Source organism: Aeromicrobium chenweiae, from assembly GCF_003065605.1.
GTDB lineage: Bacteria > Actinomycetota > Actinomycetes > Propionibacteriales > Nocardioidaceae > Aeromicrobium > Aeromicrobium chenweiae.
Genome location: NZ_CP026952.1, coordinates 2,712,457 through 2,724,620, shown reverse-complemented (window position 1 = coordinate 2,724,620; position 12,164 = coordinate 2,712,457). Strand labels below are relative to the sequence as shown.

The 12,164-nt window shown below is 70.2% G+C and carries 11 protein-coding genes and 1 tRNA gene; 5 read left to right on the top strand and 7 right to left on the bottom strand.

Annotated elements, in window-relative coordinates; genetic code table 11:
• The first annotated feature begins 91 nt into the window (after window positions 1-91).
• On the top strand, window positions 92-1,087 hold the full coding sequence (locus C3E78_RS13165) for a 4-hydroxy-3-methylbut-2-enyl diphosphate reductase (protein ID WP_108579101.1): 996 nt from the start codon (window positions 92-94) through the stop codon (window positions 1,085-1,087).
• 18 nt (window positions 1,088-1,105) lie between these two features.
• On the opposite strand, the gene ggt is transcribed toward C3E78_RS13165, so the two are convergent.
• Window positions 1,106-2,935 (bottom strand): gamma-glutamyltransferase, encoded by a 1,830-nt coding sequence (ggt, locus tag C3E78_RS13160; protein WP_108579099.1) that lies wholly within the window; start codon window positions 2,933-2,935, stop codon window positions 1,106-1,108.
• Window positions 2,936-3,039: 104 nt separating this feature from the next.
• On the opposite strand from ggt, the gene C3E78_RS13155 reads away from it, so the two are divergent.
• Window positions 3,040-4,923, top strand: coding sequence for a Na+/H+ antiporter (locus C3E78_RS13155; RefSeq protein ID WP_108579097.1), 1,884 nt, complete (start codon window positions 3,040-3,042; stop codon window positions 4,921-4,923).
• A gap of 87 nt (window positions 4,924-5,010) precedes the next feature.
• Here the strand turns inward: C3E78_RS13155 and C3E78_RS13150 are convergent, their stop codons facing one another.
• The 3 genes from C3E78_RS13150 to C3E78_RS13140 all read right to left on the bottom strand — a co-directional run bounded on the left by C3E78_RS13150 (window position 5,011) and on the right by C3E78_RS13140 (window position 6,970).
• The gene (locus tag C3E78_RS13150; RefSeq protein WP_135804811.1) at window positions 5,011-5,433 is read right to left on the bottom strand and encodes a DUF6542 domain-containing protein; all 423 of its coding nucleotides are present in this window, start codon (window positions 5,431-5,433) and stop codon (window positions 5,011-5,013) included.
• Between the two features lie 2 nt (window positions 5,434-5,435).
• Entirely contained in the window at window positions 5,436-6,512 is a 1,077-nt protein-coding gene (locus C3E78_RS13145) for a DNA recombination protein RmuC (protein ID WP_108579093.1), read from the bottom strand.
• Window positions 6,513-6,643: 131 nt separating this feature from the next.
• Entirely contained in the window at window positions 6,644-6,970 is a 327-nt protein-coding gene (locus C3E78_RS13140; protein WP_108579091.1) for an antibiotic biosynthesis monooxygenase family protein, read from the bottom strand.
• 197 nt (window positions 6,971-7,167) lie between these two features.
• On the opposite strand from C3E78_RS13140, the gene C3E78_RS13135 reads away from it, so the two are divergent.
• Window positions 7,168-7,692 carry a GNAT family N-acetyltransferase gene (locus C3E78_RS13135; protein WP_108579089.1) on the top strand — a complete coding sequence of 175 codons (525 nt, stop codon included), beginning with the start codon at window positions 7,168-7,170 and terminating at the stop codon, window positions 7,690-7,692.
• 19 nt (window positions 7,693-7,711) lie between these two features.
• A complete protein-coding gene (ychF, locus tag C3E78_RS13130; protein WP_108579088.1) occupies window positions 7,712-8,800 on the top strand; it encodes a redox-regulated ATPase YchF in 1,089 nt (362 codons plus the stop codon).
• A 349-nt stretch (window positions 8,801-9,149) separates the two neighbouring features.
• Here the strand turns inward: ychF and C3E78_RS13125 are convergent.
• The 3 genes from C3E78_RS13125 to C3E78_RS13115 form a co-directional block, all read right to left on the bottom strand.
• Window positions 9,150-9,223: transfer RNA gene (locus C3E78_RS13125), tRNA-Gly, on the bottom strand.
• A gap of 100 nt (window positions 9,224-9,323) precedes the next feature.
• On the bottom strand, window positions 9,324-10,499 hold the full coding sequence (locus C3E78_RS13120) for an HNH endonuclease signature motif containing protein (RefSeq protein ID WP_108579086.1): 1,176 nt from the start codon (window positions 10,497-10,499) through the stop codon (window positions 9,324-9,326).
• 246 nt (window positions 10,500-10,745) lie between these two features.
• Window positions 10,746-11,498 (bottom strand): SDR family oxidoreductase, encoded by a 753-nt coding sequence (locus C3E78_RS13115; RefSeq protein ID WP_108579084.1) that lies wholly within the window; start codon window positions 11,496-11,498, stop codon window positions 10,746-10,748.
• A 93-nt stretch (window positions 11,499-11,591) separates the two neighbouring features.
• Here C3E78_RS13115 and C3E78_RS13110 point away from each other — a divergent pair, with 93 nt between their 5' ends.
• A complete protein-coding gene (locus C3E78_RS13110; RefSeq protein ID WP_108579082.1) occupies window positions 11,592-12,140 on the top strand; it encodes a TetR/AcrR family transcriptional regulator in 549 nt (182 codons plus the stop codon).
• Window positions 12,141-12,164 lie beyond the last annotated feature (24 nt).

Here is a 12,164-nt window from a genome sequence, read left to right as displayed (position 1 = left end):
TTACAGGCCTTTCCAAGGGACTGCCTGTCGATCACGTGTGAGGATCGTCGCGTCATGTGGAGGCTCACTGCCTGTCACCTAGGATGGAGGCATGTCTTCCCAGGTCTCCCTTGGCATGCCCCCGGTCGGCGGCAGCGTGCTGCTCGCCGACCCGCGCGGCTACTGCGCCGGCGTCGACCGAGCGGTCATCACCGTGGAGAAGGCGCTCGACCTGTACGGCGCACCGGTCTACGTGCGCAAGCAGATCGTGCACAACAAGCACGTGGTCAACAACCTCGCCGCCCGCGGCGCGATCTTCGTCGAGGAGCTCGACGAGGTGCCCGAGGGCGCGACGGTCGTGTTCTCCGCGCACGGGGTCTCCCCGATGGTCCACGCCGAGGCCGCGGAGCGTCAGCTGAAGACGATCGACGCGACGTGCCCGCTCGTCACCAAGGTGCACCACGAGGCCCGACGCTTCGCCAGCGACGGCTACCGCATCCTGCTGATCGGGCACGAGGGGCACGAGGAGGTCGAGGGCACCGCCGGCGAGGCTCCCGACCACATCACGCTGGTGCAGACCCCCGACGACGTCGACGGCCTCGAGTTCCCCCCGGGCACCCGGCTGTCGTGGCTGTCGCAGACCACGCTGAGCGTCGACGAGACGATGGAGACCGTCAGCCGGCTGCGCGCGAAGTTCCCGCAGCTGGAGGACCCGCCGTCGGACGACATCTGCTACGCCACCCAGAACCGCCAGGTCGCGGTCAAGGAGATCGCCAAGAACGCCGACCTGGTGATCGTCGTCGGCTCGGCCAACTCCTCCAACTCGGTCCGTCTGGTCGAGGTTGCGCTGGAGGCCGGCGCGAAGGCGTCCTACCGGATCGACGACATCTCCGAGATCGACGAGGCGTGGCTCGACGGCGTGCAGACCGTCGGCGTGACGTCCGGGGCCTCCGTGCCGGACGACCTCGTCCAGCAGGTCCTGGGATACCTCGCCGACCACGGCCACCCTGACGCGGACGCGGTCCGCACCGCCGACGAGAGCCTGATCTTCGCCCTGCCGCCGGAGCTCCGCAAGGACATGAAGGCCGCAGGGGTCGCCTACAAGTAGGCGGCCCGCCGCGGTCGTCTACCGCTGCGGGTGGACGACCTGGGCGCTGCCTCCGCCGCGCCGCCTGGGCTCCGCCGCCGCGACCATCCGGCCGTGGCGTCCGACCTCGATCGTCGCCGCGGCACCGATCTCGGCCGCGGACGTGAACTGGTCGCCCGAGGGCACGAGCCGCTGACCGTACGGCGCGAGCGCGTCCCCGTACGCGGCGATGAACTCCGGCTCGGCCGGTGTCGTGGCGGCGTTGCGCTGGGACGCGCGGGGCGCCGCGACGGCCTGCGGCAGCGTCATGCCCAGGTCGATCCGGTTGAGCAGGATCTGCAGGACGGTGGTGATGATCGTGGCGCCGCCGGGGGAGCCGACGACGTACTTGACCTTCCCCTTGTCCAGCACGATCGTCGGCGCCATCGACGAGCGCGGCCGCTTGCCCGGGGCGATGCGGTTCGGGTCCTTCGGGTCGTACGCCGCGGTGAAGTCGGTCAGCTCGTTGTTGAGCAGGAAGCCACGTCCGGGCACCGTCATGGCCGATCCGCCGGTCTGCTCGATCGTGAGCGTGTACGCCGCGGCGTTGCCCCATCGGTCGACGACCGACAGGTGCGTGGTCGACACGTTCTCGGTGTCCGGCTTCTCGGCGGCGGATCGGGTCCCGCAGCCCCTGCCGTCCAGGGCGCCCGCGGCGACCGGCTTGGGCGAGGCCTGGCTCGGGTCGATCGTGCAGTCGCGGGAGTTCGCGAAGCGCTGGCTCAGCAGTGTCCTGGTCGGGACGTCGACGAACGCGGGGTCGCCCACGTACGCGTTGCGGTCCGCGAACGCGCGGGCGGACGCCTCCAGGTACAGGTGCAGGCTGCGGGCGGTGCGGGAGCCACCGCCGAGGCGATGGTTCTCCAGGATGTTGAGTGCCTCGCCGACGGAGGTGCCGCCCGACGAGGACGGTGCCATGCCGTACACCGACAGGCCGCGGTAGGTGATCTTCGTCGGGTCCTGCTTGCGGACCCGGTACGTCGCGAGGTCGCGCGTGGTCATCGACCCCGCGGGTGCCGGCAACGCCGACGCGGGATCCTTGCGGGGGTGCTGCACGACGTCGGCGATCTCGGCGGCCAGCGGGCCCCGGTAGAACGCGTCCGGACCCTGCGCGGCGATGCGGGACAGGGTGCGGGCGAGCTCGGGGTTGCGGAACCGGGTGCCGACCCGGGGGGCGTCCCCACCGGGCAGGAACAGCTTGGCCGTGTCGGGGAACGCCGCGAAACGGGCCTTGTTGTCCAGGGTCTGGTTGCGGAAGGTGTCGTCGACCACGAAGCCCTGGCGCGCCAGCTCGATCGACGGAGCGAGCGTCCGGGCGAGGGACCGCGTGCCGAAGCGGTCGAGCGCGGACTGCCACGTGGCCACCGTGCCGGGGACGCCGACCGCGACTCCGGAGGAGACCAGGTCGGGCGTGAACGTGTACGGCTGGCCCGTCGCCGGGTTGACGAACGCGTCCGGCTTGATGCCCGCCGGCGCGGTCTCCCGGCCGTCGATCGTGTTGACCTTGCGGTGCCGGGCGTCGTAGTAGACGAAGTAGCCGCCTCCGCCGATGCCCGCGCTGTACGGCTCCGCGACGCCCAGGGCCGAGGCCATCGCGACAGCGGCGTCCGCGGCGTTGCCGCCCTTGCGCAGCACCTCGACGCCGATGCGGCTGGCGTTCGCGTCCACCGAGCTGACCGCTCCGCCTCGGCCGTACGCGGTGGCGCCACCCGCGGGGGCGGAGGCGGTCGCCCGCGCGTCCTGCGGGGCCACCCCCACCAGCGTGGCTCCGAGGGCCGCGGCGGCGGCGACGGCGACGATCGAACGGGTGCGGCGGACGAGAACGGTCATGGCAGGCTTCCCCCCGGAACTGGTGACGTCTCCTCACCGTACGACCGTCTGCGGATCCGCGCGAGCGAGCGGGCGGCCCTTCCCGTGGCTGAGACAATGATGCGGTGGACATCGCACTCACCCTCGTGACGCTGCTGGCCGTCGTGGTCGCCGTCGCCGCGGTCGCGGACAAGCTCGCCCTGTCCCCGCCGTTGGTGCTGATCGTCGTGGGCATCATCGGGTCGTACATCTCGGTGTTCCCCGAGATCCGCCTCACGCCCGACATCGTCCTGCTCGGCCTCCTCCCGCCGTTGCTGTACGCCGCGGCCATCCGGACGTCCCTGATCGACTTCAAGGCCAACATCAGGCCGATCGGCCTTTTGAGCGTCGGCCTGGTGCTGTTCACCACGGTTGTCGTCGGCTTCCTCGTCTCGGCCCTGCTGGACGTCCCGCTGGCCGTGGGCTTCGCGCTCGGAGCCGTGGTGGCTCCGCCGGACGCCGTGGCGGCCACCGCGATCGCCCGCAAGATCGGCCTGCCGCGCCGGAGCGTCACGATCCTCGAGGGCGAGAGCCTGGTCAACGACGCGACCGCCATCGTCACCCTGCGCACGTCGATCGCGGCGATCTCGGGGTCGGTCAGCGTCTGGCAGGTCGGCGGCGGTTTCGCCGTGTCGGCGATCGGCGGCGTCGCGATCGGCGTCGTGGTGGCCCTGGTGGTGGGGCGCATCCGGCGGTACATCCGGGACGAGGTCACGGACGTCTCGGTGTCGCTGCTGACGCCGTGGATCGCGTACCTCCCGGCGGAGCAGGTCCGCGTGCCTGGCATCGACTCCCAGCCGTCGGGCGTGCTGGCCGTCGTCGTGGCCGGCATCATCCTCGGGCACCGCTCGCCGATCATCCAGTCCGGCGCGTCCCGGCTGTTCGAACGGACCAACTGGGCCACCATCTCGTACGTCCTCGAGAACTCCGTGTTCCTGCTGATCGGTCTGCAGATCCGCTCGATCGTCGACGACATCAGCAGGACGGACCTCAGCGCCACCCGCATCGCACTGTCGTGCGCCGCGGTCCTGGTCACGGTGATCGTCGTGCGGATCGTGTGGGTGTTCCCCGCGACGTATCTGCCACGGCTCATCCCAGGCGTCGCGGAGAACGAGCAGCGTCCCACGCCGCAGTCGGCGTTCCTGGTCGCGTGGACCGGGATGCGCGGGGTGGTGACGCTCGCTGCGGTCTTCCTGCTGCCGGAGTCGACGCCGCAGCGGGAGGTGCTCGTGCTGATGGCGTTCGTGGTCACCGTCGGCACGCTCATGATCCAGGGGCTGACGATCCCGTGGCTCGTGCGCCTGCTCAAGGTGCCCGGACCGGACCGGCACGAGGACAACCTGCAGGAGGCGACCGTCTTCCAGGCGGTGACGGATGCCGGCATGCGGTACCTCGACGACGAGGTCGAGGGCACGGTGCCCGAGGCGGTCATGGAGCGGCTGCGGTCGCGCGCGACGGACCGCACGAACGCGGTGTGGGAGCGCCTCGGCGGTGCCGAGACGCCGAGCGCGCAGTACTCACGGCTGCGCGCGAAGATGCTGGATCGCGAGCGCCAGGAGCTGCTGCGGATCCGCGCGCTCGGCACGGTCGACCAGTCCGTGCTGGCCCGCCTCATGAACGCGCTCGACGTCGAGGAGTCGATCCTCGACCGGCTGTCCGAGGGCGAGACGACCGCCGGCCGCACGACCGAGCTGCGTCCGACGTACGACCTGGACGGCTCGTGCGAGCACCTGGCGGCAGCGACCGTGGTGCCGGACCCGAGGACCCCGAAGGGGTGCGAGGAGTGCCTGCGCGACGGCACGAGCTGGGTGCACCTGCGGCTGTGCATGACGTGCGGTCACGTGGGCTGCTGCGACTCGTCGCAGGGGCACGCGACCGCGCACTTCAAGGAGACCGACCACCCGGTGATGCGCAGCTTCGAGCCGGGCGAGGCCTGGCGCTGGTGCTACATCGACGAGGTCACCGGCTGACCGGCACACCCGCCCAGATGTGCGGGCTCCTGCACGCTTCCACGGGGCAGTTTCCGTGCACGACCCCGCAGATCTGGGAAGGGGGAGTCAGCGCTCGGGGGCGCCGATGATGCGCAGGGCGATCAGCACGATGGCCAGGCCGTGGCCGATCACGAGCGTCAGGCCGTGGTCGATCGTGCCCGCGATGAGGCGCGCGATCGTGCTGGCATCCTTGGCCATCCCGTTGACCTGGATCGCGTCCGGCTCGAACAGGCACACCGCGAGCAGGCTGACGATCATCAGCACGGGCGGCAGGACCCCGGTGGGGAAGAGCCCCCGCACGTCGACACTGAGGGGTGCGGTGATCACGATCAGGACGAAGCCGACCGAGTAGAGCAGGCCGAGCCGGCCGTCCATCAGGTCGAGCAGGACGACCGCAGCCATGGCGACGCAGGACGCGACGAGGACCTGGCCGGCACTCAGGTCGTACCGGGCCACACGTGCTGGTGTGCGGGACACCGCCTGCGTCATGGCTAAGACGTTAGTTCATCGACGAGCTCAGGAGCGGTCAATGAACGGGGTGTCGACTCAACGAGCCTGGGCGACTCGACCGGGGTGCCGGACACGTGCAACGCGTTGAAACGACGGGCGGTGACGAGGAATCGTGACTCGATCGAGCTCACGGCGTCGTTGTACGACTTGACGGTGCTCTCCAGGGAGCGGCCGAGCTTGTCGACGTGACCGGCGACGCTGCCGATGCGGTCGTACATCTCGCGGGCGATGGTCTGGATCTCGCGGGCGTTGGCCGCGAGCTGCTCCTGGGTCCAGGCGTAGGCCACCGTGCGCAGCAGGGCGATGAGGGTCGTTGGGGTGGCCAGCACGACCTTCTTGGCCGAGGCGTACTCGAGCAGGGTCGGCTCCGCCTCGAGCGCGGCGGACAGGATCGACTCGCCGGGCACGAACAGCACGACGAACTCGGGGGCCTGGTCGAACTGCGACCAGTAGGACTTCGCCGCGAGCTGGTCGATGTGGGTGCGCACCTGGCGGACGTGCCGGCGCAGGTGCTCGGCACCTTCGGCCTCGGTCTCGGACTGGACGGCGTCCAGGTAGGCGTCGAGGGGGACCTTCGAGTCCACGACGACGCGCTTGTCGCCGGCCAGCCGCACCACCATGTCGGGACGCAGCACCGAGTCGCCGTCGCTGACGCTGACCTGCAGGTCGAAGTCGCAGCGGTCGAGCATGCCGGCGAGCTCGGCCGTGCGCTTGAGGTGCATCTCGCCCCAGCGCCCGCGGACCTGGGGGCGGCGCAGGGCGGTGGCCAGCGACGCGGTCTCCTTGCGCAGCGAGTCGCTGGTCAGGCGCACGGCGTCCACCTGCTCGCGCAGCTGGGTGTGCCACTCGATGCGGCTCGCCTCGAGCTGGCGCAGCCGCTCACCGAACCGGTCGAGGCTCTCCTTGACCGGCTCGACGGCCTGCGCGGTCGCCGCGGTCGAGAGGCTGAGGTCGTGCGCCGAGGCGCTGGGCGCACGGCGTCCGCCGAGCAGGTAGCCGATCGACAGGCCGGCGACCAGCGCGAGGAGGGCGGTGAGGAGGAGGGGGAAGGCGTCCATGACAAAAGGATGACCGCCCGCACCGACATTTCCCCCCAGCCCGCGAGTGGCGCAAGATGAAGAATCTGAGACGGCGTGTCGTCGACTTCTGCGCCACTCGGCGACGGGAATGCGCCACTCGCGGGGCGGGCTCAGCCCTTGGAGCCGCCGGCGACCTCGTAGCTCCAGACCTCGCTGTGGGTCGAGACGGGACGGGGGGCGTCGCCGCCGGCGCGCTCGGCGGCCGTGCGGTGGCCCTCGGCGAACGACGGTGAGCTGACCCACGCCTGGAAGTCGTCCTCGCTGGCCCAGCGCGTCAGCACGAGCCACTGCGTCCGCTCGTCGGTCGGCTTCAGCAGCTCGAAGCCCTCGAATCCCGGTGCGTCGTCGACGGCGCCGGCCCGAGCGGCGAAGCGGTGGGCGAGCTCGTCGCCGGCGCCCTCGGGGACGGTGATGGCGTTGATCTTGATGACGGTCATGCTTCGCAGCCTAGCCACGGCGTCCTCGGCTCCGCCCGGGTCGCACGGCCCCCTCATCCGCGAGTGGCGCAAGGTGAAGGAAGTGAGACGGCGCGTCGTCCAGTTCTGCGCCACTCGGGGGACGAACTGCGCCACTCGCGGGACGCGCGCGCCGGGCCTGGACCCGCAAGTGTGAACCGACCGGGCAGGATCGAGGCATGGACACGATCACCACCGAGCGCCTGCACCTGCGTCCGTTCACGCCCGACGACGCCTCCGCGCTGTTCAGGCTGTTCTCCCTGCCGGAGGTCGCCCGCTGGAGCGGCACCGGAACGCCGATGCAGGACGTCACCGAGGCGTACGCCCGCATCGAGCGCGCGGGCCAGCGGGCCGGCGAGCACCCGGCCGCCGCCCTCTTCGCGACCGAGCGCCGCGACACCGGGGCGTTCATCGGCATGACCCTGCTCGTCCCGATCCCGTCCAGCGGCGGCGCGGACCGCGACGAGCACGAGATCGGCTGGCACCTGCACCCGGACGCGTGGGGGCACGGGTACGCGACCGAGGCGGCGACCGCACTGGTGGAGCGGGCGTTCGCCGCAGGGATGCCCCAGGTGTACGCCGTGACGGACGTGGACAACGTCCGTTCGCAGGCGGTCTGCCGGCGCCTCGGGATGACGGATCTCGGCCTGAGGTCGGACTGGTACGACAAGGAGCTCCGGGCGTTTAGCCTCGACCACCCGTGAGCACGTAGGATCGTCCCTTGTGGCTCTCAGCATCGGCATCGTCGGACTCCCCAACGCGGGCAAGTCGACCCTCTTCAACGCACTGACCAAGAACAACGTGCTCGCGGCGAACTACCCGTTCGCGACGATCGAGCCGAACGTCGGTGTCGTGGGGGTGCCCGACCACCGACTCGCCAAGCTGGCGGAGATCTTCGGGTCGGAGAAGATCCTGCCCGCGACCGTCCAGTTCGTCGACATCGCCGGCATCGTCCGGGGCGCGTCCGAGGGCGAGGGGATGGGTAACAAGTTCCTGTCCCACATCCGCGAGTCCGACGCCCTGTGCCAGGTGACCCGCGTGTTCCGCGACGAGGACGTCACGCACGTCGACGGCGACGTCAACCCCGCCAACGACATCGAGACGATCTCGATCGAGCTCGCGCTGGCCGATCTACAGACCATCGACAACGCCCTGCCGCGCCTGGACAAGGAGTCCCGCAAGGACAAGTCGCTCGTCGCGCCCTTCGAGGAGGCCAAGAAGGCCAAGGAGGCGCTCGAGGCCGGCACCGGCGTGCTCAAGGCGGGGCTCGACCTCGACCTGCTGCGCGACCTGCACCTGATGACCGCCAAGCGATTCATCTACGTGTTCAACTGCGATCTCGACGAGCTGCGCGACGAGGACCTGAAGACGCGCATGCGCGAGCTCGTCGCCCCGTCCGAGGCGATCTTCCTGGACGCGAAGTCCGAGGCCGAGCTCGTGGAGCTGGGCGACGACGAGGACGCCGAGCAGATGCGGGCCGAGATGTTGGCCGACATGGGCGTCGAGGAGCCCGGCCTGGACGCTCTCGCGCGGGTCGGCTTCGACACCCTCGGGCTGCAGACGTACCTCACCGCCGGCCCCAAGGAGTCGCGCGCGTGGACGATCCCCAAGGGCGCCACCGCGCCGCAGGCCGCCGGCGTCATCCACACGGACTTCGAGCGCGGCTTCATCAAGGCCGAGATCGTCTCGTTCGACGATCTGGTCGAGGCCGGCTCGATGGCCGCCGCCAAGGCGCAGGGCAAGGTGCGCATGGAGGGCAAGGAGTACGTCATGGCCGACGGCGACGTCGTGGAGTTCCGCTTCAACGTCTGAATCGGTGCGTTTCCGCAGGTCAGAGGGAGTTCTCGCGTACGGAGGGCGTGTCGCCTGCTCCGAGCATGTTGGCTGCCCGACCTGGCGTCGACGTGCGGGCGGCATGTGGCCGACCTTTGGGATCTTGGTCACGGCGCGCGGGATCATCGACGGTGTGACGGTCGACGAGGCGTCGACGGGTGATGCGGAGAGAGGGCGGTGCCATGACCGAGGTCGTCGATCGGGTGGCGTCGAGCGAGTGGGGTCTCGTGACGGCCGCAGTCGAGCGCCGCTACAGAACTGGCTGAGCCGGAGCGCTGTCATTCGTCTCCGTGTGCGCCGGAAGGCGCAGGTGCCGGGCGGAGGAATGTGGAGCGGACGCGAGGATTTGAACCTCGACTCCATCCCTGGAAGGGAAGCGTGCTGCAACTACACCACGTCCGCGTGGGCCACCTCAGAGGAGGTCGACACCTTCGTAGTATGGACCACCGCCAGGGCCGTGCGGCGGCCAGGGTGCGGTCCGAGAGCTCGTCGTCGGACCGGGTCAGGCGGCGACGTACTCCATCTCGACGGTGGGCGTCGGCGCGTAGAGCTCGATGACGATCAGCTCGGCTGGTGGGCTGGTGGACCAGTGGAGCAGACCGTGGCCCTTGAGGTTGTGGTGTCTTCGACACAGCGGTCCCATGTTGTCGCCGGTGGTGGGACCGACCGGATGCGGTATTCGGTGGTCGAGGTCGCAGCGTTCGGCCGGGACCATGCATCCGGGTGCTTGGCAGACACCGTGCAGGAACTGCAGCGCGACGGCGAGGGTGTCGGGGGCGAAGCGCCCGATGTATTCGTGCGACAGCACGTCGTCGCGGACGGGGTCGACGATGATGCGGTGCCAGAATGTGCCACCGGTCGCGACTACATCGGCCAGCCATGGTGCGGGGACGGCCCAGCAGCCGTCGGTGGACTCGGCGAACCCGGGCACCACGCCGGCGAGGACGTCGGCCCCGACGGTGACGGCGATGTTCGCGTCGATCGCGCTGGTGGCGGCCTCCGAATCGGTGCACCAGGCGACCAGCAGGTCCGCTTCACGTTGGGCCACGGTGCGGTCATCGTCATCAGCTGCGGGTTTGCGGGCTTCCTTGCGCAGCCGGGCCTCGATGGCGGCTGCTTCGTGGGAAGGAAGATAGGCGTTCAGCCACGACATCGAGTCATCCCCATGAGCAACGGCCACGTGCCGGTCGGCCCGAGCGGCGTCGGCCCGTTCGACAGCGAGGTCGGCCTCGACCCGCTGGACGAACCGCCGCAACCACTGGCGCAGCTCGGTGCCGGTGTGGCCGGTCGCGTAGGCGATGGCCCGGTTCTCGAGCCGGGCCACGGACTCCTCGCGGTGCAGCTTCTCGATCGCGGCACTGATGTCACGAACCCGGGAGAAGTCGATGAGCCCGCCGACGAACGCTTCCCACACCTGTGGTGTCTTGTCGCGGACCCGGTCGGCGATCGAGAGTCGCAGCTGGATCTGTGCCTCGGACATGCCGGTGGCCTCACCGATCGTCAACGCGATCGCGGACCGTTCGATCTTGCGCCGAAGCGACGACTCAATCACCGCGGTACGGGCCAGCTCGGCATCGCGGTAGTCGAGCATCGCCACGATGGTGTGTGCCTCGGCCATGGCCTGCCGTCGTACGGCATCCGACAGCGACTGGGTGGTCGAGGCTCTCGTGGTGGCCATACCTCAAACCTAGACGTCGCCACCGACACCCTTTTGCCGCGACCACAGGTAATATCGACGGTCTTTCCCAGCGGTGAGAACGCGGCGCGGAGCCGAGCCGCACCAGCCCGTGGCTGATCACCGCTTGCCTGGACACCGAGCCGGTGACGGTCTCGTTCTCGAACAGCACACGGGCGACGCCGACGACCAGCAGACCCGTGCTGACGCGCCCGAGCCCCCGCAACCGATCTCCCTCTCATCGACCGCTCATCCCTGCGTCGTCGGCCGGATGGTGAGGTCGCCGATCTCGACGTCGCTCGGCTGCTCGAGGGCGAACGCGATCGCGCGAGCCACGGCCTCCGGTGCGATCGCGAAGCTGTCCATGCCGGCCTGGACCTCAGCGCGTCTCGCGGGGTCGTCGATCGAGCCGGCCAGCTCGGTGCGCACGTACCCGGGGGAGATGGAGGTCGTCCGCAGCCCGCCGCTGGTGGACTCCTGGCGCAGGCCCTCCATCAGTGTCCGCACCGCGTTCTTGGTGGCGCCGTACACGGCCATGGTCGGCGTGATCTTGATCCCCGCCGTCGACACCGTCGTGACGAAGTGCCCGTGGCCCTGGCTGCGGAAGACCGGCAGGGCCGCCGCGATGCCGTTGAGGACGCCGCGCAGGTTGACGTCGATCATGGCGTCCCACCCGTCCAGGTCGATCTCGTCGACCGGGCCGATCTTGCTGATGCCGGCGTTGCTCACCAGGGCGTCGAGGCGCCCGAACTGCTCAGTGGCGAGGGTGACGAGAGCGACGAGGTCCGCGCGCTGCGTGACGTCGGTCGCCAGGACCGCGGCCTGCCCGCCGCGTGCGGTGATGCCGGCCGCGATCGTGTCGAGTCGGTCGGTGCGTCGTGCAGCGAGCACGACCGTGGCTCCGCGCTCGGCCAGCAGGAGAGCGGTGGCCTCCCCGATGCCGCTGCTGGCGCCGGTGATGGCAACGACTTTCCCCTGGAGGGCGGTGGTGGTGTCTGACATGGTGATCTCCCATTGGCTAGACTGGACACGTGTCCACTTACGTCATCGACCGTATCGGACACGTGTCCGGTTATCAAGGAGGATCGACCCGTCATGGCTGACGCCCCTCTGCGCGCAGACGCGAAGGACAACCGCGCGCGCCTCATCGCTGCGGCCCGCCGTGCCGTGACGCGGTCGGGCGACCTGCGTCTCAACGCGATCGCGAAGGAGGCGGGCGTCGGCCAGGGCACGCTCTACCGGCACTTCCCGAACCGGGAGTCACTGCTGCTCGAGGTGTACCGCGCGGACGTCGACGAGCTCTGCGCTCTCGCGCCGGCCCTGCTGCGCGATCATCTGCCCGTCGAGGCGCTGCGGCTGTGGTTCGACCGTCTGGCCGACTACGCGAACGTCAAGCACGGTGTGTTCAACGTGATCGAGGCCGCCTCGCGGTCCGACCTCATCGCCGGCAGCCATGGCCCGATCGACGAGGCGATCGAGGTGCTGCTCGCGGCGGGCCGGGCGGACGGGTCGTTGCGCGCAGACGTCGACGCCCGCGACGTGGTGCTGCTGGTCGGCTACCTCACCCGCCTGGACGACGCCGAGCGGGAGGCGCGCGCCGGTCATCTGCTGGCCGTCGTCCTCGACGGGCTGCGCGCCCGCTGATCCTTCGACCGGGCAGACGGCTCG